Annotated in this window: 16 protein-coding genes; 6 read left to right on the top strand and 10 right to left on the bottom strand. The window is 64.0% G+C overall.

Annotation, left to right across the window (positions count from 1 at the left end; translation table 11 throughout):
• Positions 1-47: 47 nt before the first annotated feature.
• Positions 48-1,163 carry a chorismate synthase gene (gene aroC, locus NKI05_RS29395; RefSeq protein WP_023807497.1) on the bottom strand — a complete coding sequence of 372 codons (1,116 nt, stop codon included), beginning with the start codon at positions 1,161-1,163 and terminating at the stop codon, positions 48-50.
• A gap of 183 nt (positions 1,164-1,346) precedes the next feature.
• Here aroC and NKI05_RS29390 point away from each other — a divergent pair, with 183 nt between their 5' ends.
• Positions 1,347-1,601, top strand: a complete 255-nt coding sequence (locus NKI05_RS29390) for a DUF1344 domain-containing protein (protein WP_023687135.1) — start codon at positions 1,347-1,349, stop codon at positions 1,599-1,601.
• 82 nt (positions 1,602-1,683) lie between these two features.
• Here the strand turns inward: NKI05_RS29390 and NKI05_RS29385 are convergent, their stop codons facing one another.
• The 3 genes from NKI05_RS29385 to mddA all read right to left on the bottom strand — a co-directional run bounded on the left by NKI05_RS29385 (position 1,684) and on the right by mddA (position 4,098).
• Positions 1,684-2,271 carry a histidine phosphatase family protein gene (locus tag NKI05_RS29385; RefSeq protein ID WP_023692086.1) on the bottom strand — a complete coding sequence of 196 codons (588 nt, stop codon included), beginning with the start codon at positions 2,269-2,271 and terminating at the stop codon, positions 1,684-1,686.
• Positions 2,272-2,317: 46 nt separating this feature from the next.
• Positions 2,318-3,139: an enoyl-ACP reductase FabI gene (gene fabI, locus NKI05_RS29380; protein ID WP_023727494.1), complete on the bottom strand. Its 822-nt coding sequence runs from the start codon at positions 3,137-3,139 to the stop codon at positions 2,318-2,320.
• Between the two features lie 224 nt (positions 3,140-3,363).
• Positions 3,364-4,098: a methanethiol S-methyltransferase gene (mddA, locus tag NKI05_RS29375; protein WP_023723279.1), complete on the bottom strand. Its 735-nt coding sequence runs from the start codon at positions 4,096-4,098 to the stop codon at positions 3,364-3,366.
• A gap of 186 nt (positions 4,099-4,284) precedes the next feature.
• On the opposite strand from mddA, the gene NKI05_RS29370 reads away from it, so the two are divergent.
• Entirely contained in the window at positions 4,285-4,920 is a 636-nt protein-coding gene (locus tag NKI05_RS29370; protein ID WP_023692089.1) for a TetR/AcrR family transcriptional regulator, read from the top strand.
• Between the two features lie 19 nt (positions 4,921-4,939).
• On the opposite strand, the gene NKI05_RS29365 is transcribed toward NKI05_RS29370, so the two are convergent.
• Entirely contained in the window at positions 4,940-5,869 is a 930-nt protein-coding gene (locus NKI05_RS29365; protein WP_023692090.1) for a DnaJ C-terminal domain-containing protein, read from the bottom strand.
• Positions 5,870-5,994: 125 nt separating this feature from the next.
• Entirely contained in the window at positions 5,995-6,456 is a 462-nt protein-coding gene (locus NKI05_RS29360; RefSeq protein ID WP_023687129.1) for an RT0821/Lpp0805 family surface protein, read from the bottom strand.
• Between the two features lie 28 nt (positions 6,457-6,484).
• Here NKI05_RS29360 and pdxH point away from each other — a divergent pair, with 28 nt between their 5' ends.
• Positions 6,485-7,114 carry a pyridoxamine 5'-phosphate oxidase gene (gene pdxH / locus NKI05_RS29355; RefSeq protein WP_081725434.1) on the top strand — a complete coding sequence of 210 codons (630 nt, stop codon included), beginning with the start codon at positions 6,485-6,487 and terminating at the stop codon, positions 7,112-7,114.
• Between the two features lie 8 nt (positions 7,115-7,122).
• Here pdxH and NKI05_RS29350 read toward each other — a convergent pair whose 3' ends face one another.
• On the bottom strand, positions 7,123-7,875 hold the full coding sequence (locus NKI05_RS29350) for a crotonase/enoyl-CoA hydratase family protein (protein WP_031206165.1): 753 nt from the start codon (positions 7,873-7,875) through the stop codon (positions 7,123-7,125).
• Between the two features lie 31 nt (positions 7,876-7,906).
• Positions 7,907-9,676 (bottom strand): acyl-CoA dehydrogenase family protein, encoded by a 1,770-nt coding sequence (locus NKI05_RS29345; RefSeq protein ID WP_352793848.1) that lies wholly within the window; start codon positions 9,674-9,676, stop codon positions 7,907-7,909.
• Between the two features lie 448 nt (positions 9,677-10,124).
• Here NKI05_RS29345 and NKI05_RS29340 point away from each other — a divergent pair, with 448 nt between their 5' ends.
• Complete coding sequence (locus NKI05_RS29340; protein WP_032894811.1) at positions 10,125-11,237, top strand: glycoside hydrolase family 25 protein; 1,113 nt, start codon at positions 10,125-10,127, stop codon at positions 11,235-11,237.
• Positions 11,238-11,240: 3 nt separating this feature from the next.
• Here NKI05_RS29340 and purD read toward each other — a convergent pair whose 3' ends face one another.
• A complete protein-coding gene (purD, locus tag NKI05_RS29335) occupies positions 11,241-12,527 on the bottom strand; it encodes a phosphoribosylamine--glycine ligase (protein WP_023727498.1) in 1,287 nt (428 codons plus the stop codon).
• 133 nt (positions 12,528-12,660) lie between these two features.
• Positions 12,661-13,455, bottom strand: coding sequence for a phytanoyl-CoA dioxygenase family protein (locus NKI05_RS29330; RefSeq protein ID WP_352793846.1), 795 nt, complete (start codon positions 13,453-13,455; stop codon positions 12,661-12,663).
• Positions 13,456-13,546: 91 nt separating this feature from the next.
• On the opposite strand from NKI05_RS29330, the gene NKI05_RS29325 reads away from it, so the two are divergent.
• Both NKI05_RS29325 and ubiA read left to right on the top strand, forming a co-directional pair.
• A complete protein-coding gene (locus tag NKI05_RS29325; protein ID WP_023668455.1) occupies positions 13,547-14,458 on the top strand; it encodes a LysR family transcriptional regulator in 912 nt (303 codons plus the stop codon).
• A 51-nt stretch (positions 14,459-14,509) separates the two neighbouring features.
• On the top strand, positions 14,510-15,493 hold the full coding sequence (gene ubiA, locus NKI05_RS29320) for a 4-hydroxybenzoate octaprenyltransferase (protein WP_023816800.1): 984 nt from the start codon (positions 14,510-14,512) through the stop codon (positions 15,491-15,493).
• The last annotated feature ends 96 nt before the right edge of the window (positions 15,494-15,589 follow it).

The raw sequence follows: 15,589 nt of genomic DNA, 5'->3' as shown, positions 1-15,589 counted from the left end.
GGTTGGGCAGTAGGAGTTAGGGAAGGAAGTACGGGCTGGCTTATTGCCTAATCCCTACTGCCTAATCCCCGGCCTGTCTGTCCCCGGTGCCGCAGATAATGGTCGGCGATGGCGCAGGCAACCATGGCTTCGCCGATCGGCACGGCGCGGATGCCGACGCAGGGGTCGTGGCGGCCCTTGGTCATGACGTCGACGTCGTTGCCGTCCTTGTCGATGGATTTTCGCGGCGTCAGGATCGACGAGGTCGGCTTGACGGCGAAGCGGGCGACGATCGCCTGGCCGGTCGAGATGCCGCCCAGAATGCCGCCGGCATTGTTGGACAGGAAGACCGGCTTGCCGTCATTGCCGATGCGCATCTCGTCGGCATTCTGTTCGCCGGTGATGCGCGCGGCTTCGAAACCGTTGCCGATCTCGACGCCCTTGACGGCGTTGATCGACATCAGGCCGGACGCGATGTCCTGGTCGAGCTTGGCATAGATCGGCGCGCCAAGGCCGGCTGGCACGCCGTCGGCGATGATTTCAATAACCGCGCCCACCGAGGAGCCGGATTTGCGGATGCCGTCGAGATAGCTGGTGAAGACCGGAACCGAGGCCGGATCGGGGGTGAAGAACGGGTTTTCGGCGTCACCGATGAAATTCCAGTTCCAGTTGGCGCGGTCGATCGATTTTTCGCCCATCGAGACCAGCGCGCCGCGCACCACCATTCCGGGCACCACCTTGCGCGCCAAGGCGCCGGCCGCCACGCGAGCGGCGGTCTCGCGGGCCGAAGAACGGCCGCCGCCGCGATGGTCGCGCAGGCCGTATTTGACGTCATAGGTGTAGTCGGCGTGGCCGGGACGGTACTGGCGGGCGATCTCGCCATAGTCCTTGGAGCGCTGGTCGACATTCTCGATCAGCATCGAGACGGGCGTGCCGGTGGTGATCATCGACTCGCCGTCCTCGTCGAGGATGAAGCCGGACAGCACCTTCACCTCGTCCGGTTCGCGGCGCTGCGTCACAAAACGTGACTGGCCGGGGCGGCGCTTGTCGAGTTCGGCCTGAATTTCGGCCCGTGTGAAGCGGATGCCGGGCGGGCAGCCGTCGACGACACAGCCGAGCGACGGGCCATGGCTTTCGCCCCAGGTGGTGACGCGGAAGAGATGGCCGAACGTGTTGTGAGACATGAATTTTAGCCCTGCCCGGCAGCGGACCGGATCAAAGGTGCGTTCTATTGGCGTTTTCCACAGCGGTCAAACTGTGATCCGGCGGTTTTAGTTTTGACACATTCGGTTGGTTTCTGCTCTCTTCCATCCGCCCGTTGAAAGCTCGCCGCCATCCGTGCAGGCGCAATGACAAAGAGGACGACGATGCGTACCCTGATTGGCGCTGCTGCCGCCATGTTGCTGATTTCCACCGCCGCCTATGCCGGCCAGACCGAAGGCCTGATCAAGAAGGTCGACAAGGACGCACTGACGCTGACGCTGGAGGACGGCAAGTCCTTCAAGCTCAACGCCGAGACCGATCTCGATTCGCTGAAGCCGGGCATGGATGTCGTGATTGCCTATGACGTGACGAATGGCGAGAACGTCGTCACCGACATGGAATTGCCCGACACCGAATAAGACCGACGCCGAACAGGGTCTTGCCGCTCGGCGGAGCCCTGCACGGATAAACAGGACAGTCGTCCTGTTTATCTGCTCGAACCTAAAGCCAATCCAGACGCCCGTCCTGCAGCCTGAGCACCCGGTCCTGCCGCACTTCCAGGTTTGCCGCTTCGTGTTCGGAAACACCCTTGACCATCCGAAACAGGGTCCGCACGACGCCACCATGCGTGACGCAGACCGTCTGGTGGTCGAGCGCGTCGAACCACGGCTTCACCCGTTCGAGCAGCATCTGGTAGCTTTCGGCGCCCTCGCCCGGCGGCTGGAAATTCCATTTGTTGCGTCGTCGCGCCTTCGCCGAGCCCGGCATCCGCGCATCGAGTTCGGCATAGGTAAAGCCCTGCCAGTCGCCAAAGTGCACCTCGACCAGACGCGGGTCGGTGCGGTAGCCATCGGGATCGAGCTGCATCGCCAAGCGCAGCCGCTGCATCGTCTCGCGCGTCCGCTTCATCGGGCTGGCGACAAAGTCGAAATCCTCAGGGTTCTGGATCAGTTCGGCCAGCCGCCGTCCATTGCGGGTCGCCTGCTCGCGGCCGAGCGCGTTGAGATCGGTGTCGGCCTGGCCCTGCAGCCGCGACTCGGCATTCCACTGCGTCTGGCCATGGCGCACGATGTAGACGAGCGGAACCATCAGGTCTTCCGGAAATCAGGACAGGCGGGCGGAAACCGCGGCAGAACTATTCCTTGACGGTCGAAATATCCGGCGCGTCGACCGCCTTCATGCCGACGACGTGATAGCCGGAATCGACATGGTGCACCTCGCCGGTGACGCCACGCGACAGGTCCGACAGGAAATAGACGGCGGAATCGCCGACTTCTTCCTGGGTGACGGTCTGCTTCAGCGGCGAATTGTATTCGTTCCACTTGAGGATGTAGCGGAAGTCGCCGATGCCCGAAGCAGCCAAGGTCTTGATCGGCCCGGCCGAGATGGCGTTGACGCGGATCTTCTTGCCGCCGAGGTCGACGGCGAGATAGCGCACGCTGGCTTCGAGCGCGGCCTTGGCGACACCCATGACGTTGTAATGCGGCATGACCTTTTCGGCGCCGTAATATGTCAGCGTCAGCAGCGAGCCGCCGTCGGTCATCAGCGCTTCGGCGCGCTTGGCGATGGTGGTGAAGGAATAGACCGAAATGTCCATGGTGCGCAGGAAATTGTCGCGCGTCGTCTCGACATAGCGTCCGGTCAGCTCGTCCTTGTCGGAAAAGGCGATGGCATGGACGAGGAAGTCGAGCTTGCCGCCCCAATGCTTGGCGACATTGGCAAACACCTCGTCGAGGCTCGCCGGATCAGTGACATCGCAATGACCGGCGACAAAGGCGCCCAATTCCGCAGCCAGCGGCTCGACGCGCTTCTTGAACGCCTCGCCCTGATAGGTCAGCGCGATCTCGGCGCCATGGTCGACGCAGGCCTTGGCGATGCCGTAGGCAATCGATCTGTTGTTGGCGACGCCCAGTATAAGGCCGCGCTTGCCGGCCATAAGGCCCTGTCCACCCGCCATGTCAGCGCTCTCCGAAAGATTTTCTGCTTTGGAGTGCCTATCGCACAGGCAGAAAGGCGCATCAAGCGCAGACGGGGCGCGCGTTCAATTCAGACACTCGGCGTGACAACGAATGGGGGATAATAACGTTGTTGTGAGATTTGAACACCTCACTGCGGCCAGCGCGCCTTGATGGCCCAGGCCCGGCCGACCAGCCGAATCGGCTGGTCGGCAACGCATCGGCCCTATCCAGCCATTTTGCGCCAGGGAATGAGCATTCCCACCTGCTTGCGGTAGAGGCGGTACTGATCGCCAAACATCGCGACGAGATCGCGTTCCTCGAGGAAGATGCCGAGCAGGATGTAGCCGGTGCTGCCCGCCGCGAACAGAAGATGGCCCCATGTCATCGACGGCGTCGCCCAGAAGGCCAGGAGAAAGCCGACATAGAGCGGGTGCCGGACCCATTTGTAGAACAGCGGCGTCCTGAACACGGGCGGCGCCGGTTCGCTCTTGCGCAAAGCGGCGAGAACCTGGCGCAGGCCGAACAGTTCGAAATGGTTGATCAGAAAGGTGCTGGTCAACAATACCGCCCAGCCGAGCCAGAACACGCCATGGATGACGGCGACCCAGACCGGGTTCTCGACCGTCCAGACGAGACCGGGAATCGGCCGCCATTGCCAGTAGAGCAGCAGCAGGATGAGGCTGGCCAAAAGCACATAGGTGCTGCGTTCGGCCGCGTGCGGGACAATCCGTGTCCACCAGCGCTTGAAAACCGGCCGCGCCATGATGCTGTGCTGGGCGGCGAAAAGGCCGAGCAGCAGTGCATTGCCGATGACGGCTTCGACCGGACTTCCAGCGACTCCGGAATCGATCGATTTCGGCACAACCATGTTGCCGACGAAACCGACCGCATAGAGAAACGAACCGAGAAAAATCAGGTATGCGGCAACGCCGTAGATAAGGGTGATTACGCCCGCCATGAGTGCCCTCCATGCAAGCATCAGGATTCGGTCGGTCGACCGAATTCAGCGTCAAAAACCATAAATTTTCTAGCGAGTCAACTTGATCGGTCGCTCGACCGAGATAGAGTGGAGGGACGTCCAGCCCCGGACAGGAGAAGCTATGATCCGCCCAGATTGCACCGCTAACAGCGGCAGCCACGCCGCATGACGGACGCTGCCGAAGCCGTTACCCCGCCGCAGAACAAGCAAAAGCGCGACACGCGCGCCGAACTGATTTCGGCCGCCGAGTTATGCCTCCATCGAGGCGGTTATGCCGATCTGTCGACGCGCCGCGTTGCCGAGATCGCCGGCGTTCCGCTCAGCCAGATCCATTACCATTTCGGCTCCAAGGAACGGCTGTTCCTGGCCCTGCTCGACCATCTGAACGAGGGCCTGCTGAAGCGCCAGGCGGAGACTTTTGCGGCACCTATGCCGCTGTGGCAACGCTGGGAGCGCGCTTGCGATTTCCTCGACGATGATCTGGCGTCCGGCTATGTCCGGATCCTGCACGAGATGATCGCGGCAAGCCTGTCGAGCCCCGAGATCGCCAAGGCGGTGCGCCGCGACCTGCGCGGCTGGTTCGAACTGCTGGACGGACTGGCGCAAGAGGCGGAGCGGCGGTTCGGCGGCCTCGGGCCATTCTCCGCCGCCGAAGTAACCAGCCTGGTCAGCGCCGCATTCCTCGGCAGCGAGACGATGATCCTGCTTGAGATCGAGAGCCCGCATGTCCCGGTGCGGCAGGCGTTGCGCCGCTTCGGCGAAACCATCCGGCGGATGGAGGAAGCAGCGCCCGGCAGCTAGCCAGACAAGTCCAGCCGCGTCAGCCTTTGCGGCTGCGCATCAGCGCTTCGAGTTCGCTGTCGCCGCCTTCCGGCAGCATGATGCGGACATGGGCGTAGAGATCGCCATGGCCACCCGCCTTTTCCGGCAAGCCCCTGCCCTTCAGGCGCAGCACCTTATCGGAGCTCGACCAGGCCGGAATGTTGACCGCCAGCCTGCCGGTCGGCGTGTCGACCGGCACCTTGGCGCCCAGCACCGCATCGGCAAGCGCTACCTCCAGATCGGCATGCAGGTCACGGCCCTCGATGCGGTAGCGCGGGTGCCTGCGGATACGGATCTTGACCAGCGCATCGCCCGGCTGTCCCGGCCCCTGCTCGCCCTGGCCCTTCAGCCGGATGGTCTGTCCGTCCTCGACATAGACCGGCAGCTTGACCGCAATCTTGCGGCCGTCGGGGAACATCGCCGTCACCTTTTCGGCGGTCGCTATCTCCTCGATGGTGACGTCGAGCGTCACGTTGAGATCGGCGGCGGTCGCCTGCTGGCGGCGGTCGCCTGTTCCGGCGCCACGCGCGCCGGAAAAGGCGTCGCCGAAGATCTGGCTGAAAATGTCGCTGTTGCCGTCGAACGGATCGCCGCCCGGACGCCCCGATCGGAATTCGAAGCGCGAGCCGCCGGCGCCCTGCTGGCGGCGGAAGCCACCGAACGGATCGCCGCCGCCGGCTGCACCCTCGAAGCCCTGGAATTTCGGCTTGCCGTCGGCGTCGATCTCGCCGCGGTCGAAGGCCGCACGGTTCTTCTCGTCGCCGACGACCTCATAGGCCTGATTGGCGGCGGCAAAACGGTCCTTGGCCTTGGGATCATTCGGATTCTGGTCCGGATGATACTTCTTGGCGAGCTTGCGGTAGGCCGATTTTATGTCCTTGGCCGATGCGTTCTTGGCAACGCCCAGCACCTCATAGGGGTCGCGCATGCGTCCTGCCCTGGAAAATGAGTTAAATCCACGTTGGCCTTTATATGCGCTCCCATAGGAAGAAATTCCAGTGGCGCACAGGCTTATCGAGGGTTGAAATTGCAGCGCCCGCAAACCTCGAAAAATCAGAGCGGTTTGAAGTCCTGCATGTGCCAGCCGCCGGCCGCGGCGATGCACAATTGCCCCTTGAACAAAGCGACGCCGTCGAAGCTTTCGCGCGAGGCGGTAAAGCTGCGGCAGGCCTGGCCGTTGTCCTGCACTTCGGCGAGTTCGGTGATGGAGCCCCGCGAGCCGGTGTCGGCATTCGCCCACGGCACGGCCTGGCCGCGAAGCTCCTCGATGTCGGCCGAAGACACCGCATTGCCGATCGTGGTCTGGTCGGAAGCGCTGTCGGCGTCCGTCGATGTCACCCTCGCCGGCGCGCTTGAGGTGACGATGGAACGATCGACCTCGGCCTTTTCCAGGCTGAAGCCGCCGGCGCCGCAGGCGGCAAGCGGCAGTGCGATAATCACGATCACGGCTTTCGAACTGGCCGAAGCGATAACGCTCCATTGCCCGCTGTCAAAAGCTTGCGCGATACGCGACAATCGGCAACCTCCTGAAGCTCGAGACAATTTGAGAAAAACTATGAGTGACACTGAGTTAACAAGTAGTGACTTTACCGAAGCCGCCGAGCCGTTCCGGCTCTTTGCTGAGTGGCTGGAGGACGCCAAGAAAAGCGAAATCAACGACGCCAACGGCGTAGCACTTGCAACCGTCGATGCCGACGGCATGCCGGATGTGCGGATGGTGCTGCTCAAGGGTTTCGATGAAAGCGGCTTTGTCTTCTACACGAATTTCGAGAGCGCCAAGGGCCGCGAGATTCTTGGCAGCATGAAGGCGGCGATGTGCTTCCACTGGAAATCGCTGCGCCGCCAGGTGCGCATACGCGGTCCGGTGGAGATCGTCAGCGACGCTGAAGCCGACGCCTATTACGCGACGCGGCCGCGCGGCAGCCGGATCGGCGCATGGGCTTCGAAACAGTCGCGGCCGCTGGAAAGCCGCTTTGCCCTGGAGAAGGCGGTGGCCGAATACACGGCGCGCTACCCTATCGGCGAAATCCCGCGGCCAAAGCACTGGTCGGGCTTCCGCATCGTGCCGCAGGCGATCGAGTTCTGGCACGACCGGCCATTCCGGCTGCACGATCGGCTGGTCTTTTCGCGCAACGCCGAAGGCGGCTGGGACAAGACACGGCTTTATCCCTGAGGAGAGGTTCAGGCCTTCTTGCGCGTCATGAAGGCGGTCAACGCGGCGCGCGCTTCGTCGGACTTCAGCCGCTCGGAGAAATGCTCGCTCTCCACCTTGATGCGGGCGACAAGCTCGTGGCGCGGGGTGCGCATCAGGTCACGCGCGATCTTCAGCGCCTGCGGCGGCTTGGCGGCGATCTCGCCGGCCGCTGCGAGTACCGCGGCTTCTAGCCCGTCCTCCTCGACCACCTCATAGATCAGGCCGGCGGCCTTGGCGCGCTCGGCGGAAAAACCTTCGCCGAGCCCAAGCAGGGCGAAGGCGCCCTGCCTGCCGAGGATGAGCGGCGCCAGCAGGCTGGAGCCCGCCTCCGGCACCAGGCCGAGGTCGACGAAGGGTGTGCGGAACACCGTGCGCGGCGTGGCGAAAGTCAGGTCGCAATGCAAATTGAGCGTGGTGCCGATGCCGACCGCAATGCCGTCGACGCCGGAGACCATCGGCTTCTCCGTTTTGGCCAGCGCCATCAGGAAGTCCCAGACCTCGTTGCCGCCCTCACCGCCGGTGGCGATGACCAGGAAATCGGCGAGATCGTTGCCGGAAGAGAAGGCGCCAGAAACACCGAGGAAGATATGGACGCGAACCGCCGGGTCGGCATCGCCATCGGCCAGCGCCTTGGACATTGTCGCGTACATGGCGCGCGTCAGTGCGTTCTTCTTGTCGGGACGGTTCATGCGGATGATCTGGATGGCGCCCTGGCGCTCGACGAGAATATGGTCTGTCACGGTCATTCTTCCCTGGTGAGCGCTCTGGTATTCAGGCCGTTATCAGCGCCTTGCCGGCGTCAGCGAGGCTCTCGGCGCCATCGATGACGCGTTCCTTCAAGGCGCTGACTTCGCCGAGCAGGTTTTCGGCGAAAAAGCGGCAAAGGGCGATGCGGCTCTGCTGGGCAAGTCCGCCACGCGCCAGATAAGCGCCGCCGGCAGCAAGCGAGATCAGCCTGAGATAGGGGGTCGCACCGGCTTGCGCTTCGTCCAGACGGCCGTCGGCCAGCAGCTTCTGCAGGAAGCGCGTCGCCTCGGTGAGATCGTCGAACGCCTGGTCAAGCGCTTCGGCGGTGCGGCCGAAGCCCTGCAGGTTCGAGGTCCGCACCTCGTCGGCGATGGCCTTCAGTTCGGCGATATAGCCGTGCACATGCTCGCCGCCGCCAAGCGGCAATTTGCGGGCTACAAGGTCGATCGCCTGGATGCCGTTGGTGCCTTCATAGATCGGCGCAATGCGGGCGTCGCGATAGAGCGCGGCCGCGCCCGTCTCCTCGATGAAGCCCATGCCGCCGTGGACCTGGACACCCAGCGACGCAACGTCGACGCCGATATCGGTGGAAAAGGCCTTGGCCAGCGGCGTCAGCAGATTGGCGCGATCGCGCCAATGCGCGGCCTGATCGCCGGGCGAGACTCGCGCGAGGTCGATGGCATAGGCGCAGGAATACGAGATGGCGCGGGCGATCTGGGTCAAAGCCTTCATGGTCAAGAGATTGCGCTGCACGTCGGGGTGATGGACGATCGGCGCCATCCCGGCGCCTGAAAAGTCCGATGCCTTGCCCTGGCGGCGCTCATTGGCATAGGCGATCGCCTTCTGCGTCGCGGCTTCGGCCACTGCCACGCCCTGCATGCCGACGCAAAGCCTCGCGTTGTTCATCATGGTGAACATGCAGGCGAGCCCCTTGTTCTCCTCGCCGATCAGCCAACCGATGGCGCCGGGCGCAGCACCCTGGAACCCGTCGCCATAGATCATGGTGCAAGTCGGCGAGGCATGGATGCCGAGCTTGTGCTCGAGGCCCGAACAGAAGACGTCGTTGCGGGCGCCGAGCGACCCGTCATCATTGACCAGGAATTTCGGCACCAAAAACAGCGAGATGCCGCGCGTGCCGGCCGGTGCGTCGGGCAGCCGCGCCAACACCAGATGGATGATGTTGTCGGTGAAATCATGCTCGCCATAGGTGATGAAGATTTTCTGGCCGAAGATGCGGTAGGTGCCGTCGCCGGCAGGCTCGGCGCGACTGCGCAAGGCGGCGAGATCGGAACCGGCCTGCGGCTCGGTCAGGTTCATCGTCCCCATCCACTCGCCGGAGACGAGCTTTGCCAGATACTTTGCCTTCAGCGCTTCGGAGGCATGCTTGTCCAGCGCCTCGACGGCGCCCATGGTCAGCGTCGGGCCGATGCCGAAGGCCATGGCGGCGGAGTTCCACATTTCGAGCGCGGCAACGCCGAGCATGGCCGGCAGGCCCTGGCCACCGAATTCTTCCGGTCCGGACAGCGCGTTCCAGCCGCCGTCGATCCAGCTGCGGTAAAGCGCCTTCCAGCCGGGCGGCGTGGTCACGGTCGCATCCTTCAGCACCGCGCCATGCTCGTCGCCGATCTTGTAGAGCGGCGCCACTTCCTCGCTGGCGAAGCGGCCGGCCTCGGACAGGATGGCGTCGACAAGGTCTTCGCCGAGGTCCCCGAACGCGCCGCTGTCGAGTGCCGGCTTGAGCCCGGCGACATGCTTGAGCGTGAACGAAATGTCGTCGACCGGGGCCTTGTACATGCCGCTTTCTCCTCCGCTGCTCCGACCGCTCGATCCTAGGACCCGGGCCGATGCAAAACCATCCGCCTCTGGGCGGCCTCCGACCTTCTTTTTACGTAAACGTCAAACTTTGTCACGCGGATTTTCATCGAACTTCGTCGTCCACAGGTGGAGCGGGAGCGTAGCGGATGCCGAGTACCATGTCGCGACCTCGCGCCAGGGGCGCAACGGTGCAGAATTCCGCGCCGTGGCAACGCTTCGAAGTCGCGGAATGCATACTATGGTCCGCGCCGCGTCGCTTCGCTCCTTGCTTCGCCATAGAATGACGAAATCGCGAGAGCGACAGGACTCCTGCCCGAAAGCACTTCCTTAACCATACCGGTCCACCATCGGTGTTTGGTCAGCGGGGATCCCCTGTTTGAAAACGCCGGCGCATCTTCTTCGCCGCTCAGCGATCGCTCTCGCGGCGATGATGGCGCTGACGTCAGCGGCTACAGCCTCGGACTTTTCCGAGCCTTGGCGGGATGGCGACCGCGCGCTGGTGGTCGACGCCTATGAATACAATTCCATCGACTGGGCGCAGCTTGCCACCGACAAGCGCATTGTCGGCTTCATCAACAAGGCCTCCGACGGGCTGCCGCCGCCCTATTTCTGCTACGGCGACGAGCCTACGGTCAAACTCTGCAAGACATTGTGGAAACGCTTTGCGGTGACGCGCGAGCTGTTTCAGACGCGCAAGGTGGTGGCCAAGGCGCTCGGCCTGAAATGGGGCGCCTATCATCTTGCCCGCCCCGGCAATCCGCTCGAGCAGGCCAACAGTTTCATCGATTGCGCCGAGCCAGCCCCTGACGATCTGCTCGCCCTCGATCTCGAAGGCAACGACCCCTCGCAATGGATGTCGCTCGAGGATGCCGAGGAATTCGTGCGCCAGGTGCACCGGCGGCTCGGCCGTTTCCCGATCCTCTACACCAACGGCAAGACCGCCCAGTACATCGCCGACAACCGCTACCAATACCGTCTGCTGTCGCGGCTGCCCCTCTGGTATGCGCGCTACAAGCCCGACATCGACGTGCATTTTCCGATGGGCAACTGGCAGGGCTATGCGCTGTGGCAGTTCTCGGCGCAGGCCAATTGCGGGCGCCTGCGCTGCCCCTACCGCGTCGCCGGCACGCCCAACGACATCGACGTCAACGTCGCGCCGATGGACGCGGCGGCACTGCGCCAGCAATGGCCCTTCGGCGGCCTGATCGACGTGCCGCCCGACTACCTCGCCTCGATACCGGTGCCGGTGTCGCGCGCGGCCGGGCTCGCCGGCAAAGTCACCATCACATACGCCGATGTGGCGACGCCACCGACGGTCGAGGAAATGGTGGCGGTGCTCGGCGCGCGCTGGCAGACATTCCGCGCCGCCTTCCGCATGCCGGTGGTCAAGACGGTGCCGCGCCGCGCGCGCTTCGGTATTGCCGAGTATGTCGCCTGGAAGCGGACCACGTATCGTTCGGAGGCTCTGCTCGAGGCCGCCTTCTCGCAGGCCGCCGACCCGGTCAGCACCGCTTCGACGGAACTGGTTCGCGAGCGCTGAGGCTTATGTGGCGGCGCTGGCCTTTTCCCGCGCCACCGCCTGCCAGCCTATGTCGCGGCGGCAGAAGCCTTGCGGCCAGTCGATACGGTCGAGCGCGGCGTAAGCGCGGCTTTGCGCTTCGCCCACCGTCTTGCCTGATGCCGTGACGTTGAGCACGCGGCCGCCATTGGCGACCAGCGCGCCGCCATTGATGGCAGTGCCGGCATGGAAAATCTCAACGCCTTCGCCAGCGGCTTCGTCGAGAGCCCGAATGACCGAGCCTTTTTCCGGCGTCCCGGGATAGCCCTGTGCCGCCATCACCACGGTCAGCGCGGCATCGTCGCGCCAGCGGATCGAACTGTGCGCCAACTGGCCGTCGACGGCGGCGTTGAGCAGCACCAGCAGATCGTCCTTCAGCCGCATCATCAGCACCTGACACTCGGGATCGCCGAAGCGGGTATTGTATTCGATCAGCTTCGGCCCCTTGTCGGTGATCATCAGCCCGGCAAACAGAATACCGGCGAACGGCGCGCCAAGCTCGGCCATGCCGCGCATGGTCGGCTCGACGATCTCGCGCATGGTGCGCTCGACAATTTCGGGGCTCATCACCGGCGCCGGCGAATAGGCGCCCATGCCGCCGGTGTTGGGGCCGGTATCGCCATCGCCGACGCGCTTGTGGTCCTGCGCGGTGCCAAAGGGAAGTGCGGTCGTGCCGTCGCACAGGCAGAAGAAACTCGCCTCCTCGCCGGTCATGAATTCCTCGACCACGACCTCAGCGCCGGCGTCACCGAATGCGCCGTCGAAACAAGCATCGAGGGCGGCGCGCGCCTCGTCCAGCGTCATGGCGATGGTGACGCCCTTGCCGGCAGCGAGCCCATCGGCCTTGATGACGATCGGCGCTCCCATCTTTTCGACGTAGGCCTTTGCCGCGGTCAGATCGGTGAAGCGGCCATAGGCAGCGGTCGGGATATCGTATTTGGCGCAGAGGTCCTTGGTAAAACCTTTCGAGCCTTCGAGCCTTGCGGCGCGCTTCGACGGTCCGAAGACGCGGATGCCTTCGCCGCGCAGGTCATCGGCAATGCCGGCGACCAGCGGGCCTTCCGGCCCGACGACGACGAGGTCGATCGCGTTGTCCTTGCAGAAGCTGGCAACAGCGGCATGGTCGGCGATGTCGAGCTTGACCAGTTCGGCCTCGTGGGCGATGCCCGGATTGCCGGGCGCGGCATAGAGCCTGGTCAAAAGCGGCGAGGCCGCGATCTTCCAGGCCAGGGCATGTTCGCGGCCGCCGGAGCCGATCAACAAAACGCGCATGCCGATGTCCCTTGTCATTTCACGACAGGGACTGCGCTATTGCCCCGGGCGGCGCGGGTCAAGAGTTTTACCTTGCGCCATACCGGTTGCGCACGGGAACGTCGCGCCGAGAGCACGGCGTCCCCGGCCGGTATCAGCTCTGGAAGACGACCGGGAACCAGTCCTCGCGCAGTTTCTGGCCGGGCTTCATGTCATGGCCGGGATAGGGCGGCGAGGTACGGCCGGGGCGCTCGACATAGCGCGCATCGTCGCCGACCCAGCGCAGCGACAGCGCCCGGCGACGCGCCGCGGTCGGATTGCCGCGCGCACCATGCGCGGTGCGGAAGTCGAACAGGATGGCGTCGCCCGGCTCCATCTCCCATTCGAGCACCTTCAGCGACGGGTCCTTGTCTGGATCCGGCACGGGCAGATAATCGCCCTTGCCGGCATAGAAATTGCTGTCATCGAGCCAGCGCACCGGCAGGATCATCTTGTCCCATTTGTGCGAGCCGGCGATCAGCCGCAGCGTCGCTTCCTTGACCGGATCGATCGGAATCCAGAAGCTGACGGTCTGGGTGCCATCGACGAAGTAATACGGGATGTCCTGGTGCCAAGGCGTCGGCTTTTGCGTGCCCGGTTCCTTGACCAGCACATGGTCGTGGAAGAACTGGGCGCTGCGCGACTGCATCGCCGCTGCCGCGAGTTCCGCGGCCGGGGAATTGCGCACCACGTCGACGAATTCGGGAATGCGCTCCCAATTGCAGTAATCGTCGAAGAAGCTGCCCTTGCCGTTGGCGATGTCCGACGCCGTGGCGCTGCGGTTTTGCATGTTGCGCTCGATGCCGGCGCCGATGGTGCCGACCCAGTCCTTGAAAGCGCCGCGTATGCAGACCGCGCCGTCGCGCTGGTAGTCGGCAATCGCTGCGGCATCGATATGTCTGGCGGCCATCTCATGTCTTCCCTGTTTCGATGACCGACTATCGCAGCCGCCGCACATCGCGTAAAATAATAACTTCTCATCTCTCTTATAGTTTTAGACTATGAATCTGACCCTCACCCAGCTGCGTTACCTCGTCGCCGTCGCACGGCATGGCAGCGTCACCGCGGCCGCGCGGATGCTGAACGTCTCGCAGCCCTCGATCTCGGTGGCGATCGACAATGTCGAAGCGACGCTCGGCCAGAAACTGTTCGTGCGCCAGCGCGGCAGCGGCATCGCGCTGACCTCGTTCGGCCGCAGCGCGGTGGCGAAGGCAAAGCAGGTGCTGGCCGAAGCGGACGAACTGGTTGGGCTCGGGACGCGCGACGCCGATGTCGGGGGCGAACTTGTGCTCGGCTGTTTCGAGGATCTGGCGCCTTATTTCGCGCCGGCGCTGATCCGCGCTTTTTCGCAACGCTGCCCGGCGGTCACCGTGGTGGTCCGCGACGAGACCTTCGAGACGCTGGGCCGGCGGCTCGGCGATGCGGCAATCGATCTCGGCCTGACCTACGATCTCGGCCTGCCCTCGCACTTCGCCCGCATCCTGCTGCATGAGCTGCGGCCACACGCGCTTCTGCCGCAAGGCCACGCGCTGGCCAGCCAGGCCAGCGTCAGCCTGGCGGAGCTGGCGACCCATCCCTTGATCACCACCGACCAGCCGCACAGCTGGCAGCATATGCTGGACCTGTTCCTCAGCCGCGGCCTGTCGCCGGTCTCGCAATCGACGGCGAGTTCGTTCGAACTGCAGCGCAGCATGGTCGCCAACGGCTTCGGCGTCGCGGTGAGCTACACCAGGCCTTATGGCGACAGGAGTTATGACGGGCTGCCGCTGGTCTGCAAGCCGCTGTCCGATCCGCTGCCGATGCAGCGCATCATCCTCACCCATGACACAAGGCAAAGGCTGTCGAAGGCGGCGCTGGCCTTCACGGAGGTGGCGAAGGAATGGTTTGCCAGCCACGATATTTTCACCGCCTGAGCGACAATGCGGCCGCTTGACGGGGCACGCCGCTGCTGCCACTCCAGCACGATGGAAACCATCCAGTCGAAAGCCGCACAGGGCCGCGTCGCCGACGCGCCGAGCGGCCATTGGGTCTACAAGATATTGCCGCGCTGGCTGTGGCCTTACGCGCAGCTTGCGCGCTGGGACCGGCCGATCGGCTGGCAATTGCTGCTGTGGCCCTGCTGGTGGTCGGCAGCGCTTGCGGCCAGCGCCTATCCGCGCGCAAGCGACCCGTTGCTCACATTGCTGCCGTCGCCGTGGTTCCTGTTCCTGTTCTTTGTCGGCGCCGTCGCCATGCGTGGCGCCGGCTGCACCTATAACGACATTGTCGACCAGGACATCGACAACAAGGTCGAGCGCACGCGCTCGCGGCCATTGCCGGCCGGCAAGGTGACGCGCCGCCAAGCCTGGGCGTTCCTGGTCATCCAGGCCTTGCTGGGCCTCGTCGTGCTGCTGCAGTTCAACGACTTCGCCATTCCGCTCGGCATCGTCTCGCTGGTCATCGTTGCCGTCTATCCCTTCATGAAGCGCTTCACCAACTGGCCGCAATTGGTGCTCGGGCTCGCCTTCTCCTGGGGTGCACTGATGGGCTGGGCGGTCGAGTTCGGCGATCTCGATGGCCCGGCCATCATGCTCTATATCGGCTCGATCCTGTGGGTGATCGGCTACGACACCATCTATGCACATCAGGACAAGGAAGACGACGCAATCGTCGGCGTGCGCTCGACGGCGCGGCTGTTCGGCGACAACACCAAGACCTGGCTGGTCGGGCTTTATGGCGGCACGCTGGTCTGCTTCGCCATCGCCTTCGCCTCGGCGCAGGTGCCGGTGGTGGCGCTGGCCGGGCTGATCGCCGCCGGCGCCCATATGGCGCGGCAGATAGCGGTTCTGGATATCGACGATCCCGATCAATGCCTGCGGCTGTTCAAATCCAACAACCAGGTCGGCTGGTTGATCTTCATCGGCCTGATCGGCGGTGCGCTGTGGGTGGCGCTAAAGCCGCTGGTTTAATTGTCCAGCCGATAGATGGGTAACACTTTGAACCGGATACATAGGTGACACTTCTCTCCCCCTATGCGTCCGCCGCAGCGCCAAGCGGATTGGTTG

It is taken from the genome of Mesorhizobium sp. M0771 (genome assembly GCF_040320155.1).
GTDB lineage: Bacteria > Pseudomonadota > Alphaproteobacteria > Rhizobiales > Rhizobiaceae > Mesorhizobium.
This window is presented reverse-complemented; position numbering and strand designations above follow the sequence as displayed.

Coding starts and splice junctions, on each gene's coding strand:
- fabI (WP_023727494.1), bottom strand. CDS start 3,139: ATGGCGGGTGGACAGGGCCTTATGGCCGGCAAGCGCGGCCTTATACTG.
- aroC (WP_023807497.1), bottom strand. CDS start 1,163: ATGTCTCACAACACGTTCGGCCATCTCTTCCGCGTCACCACCTGGGGC.
- NKI05_RS29385 (WP_023692086.1), bottom strand. CDS start 2,271: ATGGTTCCGCTCGTCTACATCGTGCGCCATGGCCAGACGCAGTGGAAT.
- NKI05_RS29390 (WP_023687135.1), top strand. CDS start 1,347: ATGCGTACCCTGATTGGCGCTGCTGCCGCCATGTTGCTGATTTCCACC.
- NKI05_RS29325 (WP_023668455.1), top strand. CDS start 13,547: ATGAATCTGACCCTCACCCAGCTGCGTTACCTCGTCGCCGTCGCACGG.
- NKI05_RS29370 (WP_023692089.1), top strand. CDS start 4,285: ATGACGGACGCTGCCGAAGCCGTTACCCCGCCGCAGAACAAGCAAAAG.
- ubiA (WP_023816800.1), top strand. CDS start 14,510: ATGGAAACCATCCAGTCGAAAGCCGCACAGGGCCGCGTCGCCGACGCG.
- NKI05_RS29330 (WP_352793846.1), bottom strand. CDS start 13,455: ATGGCCGCCAGACATATCGATGCCGCAGCGATTGCCGACTACCAGCGC.
- purD (WP_023727498.1), bottom strand. CDS start 12,527: ATGCGCGTTTTGTTGATCGGCTCCGGCGGCCGCGAACATGCCCTGGCC.
- mddA (WP_023723279.1), bottom strand. CDS start 4,098: ATGGCGGGCGTAATCACCCTTATCTACGGCGTTGCCGCATACCTGATT.
- NKI05_RS29340 (WP_032894811.1), top strand. CDS start 10,125: ATGATGGCGCTGACGTCAGCGGCTACAGCCTCGGACTTTTCCGAGCCT.
- NKI05_RS29345 (WP_352793848.1), bottom strand. CDS start 9,676: ATGTACAAGGCCCCGGTCGACGACATTTCGTTCACGCTCAAGCATGTC.
- NKI05_RS29365 (WP_023692090.1), bottom strand. CDS start 5,869: ATGCGCGACCCCTATGAGGTGCTGGGCGTTGCCAAGAACGCATCGGCC.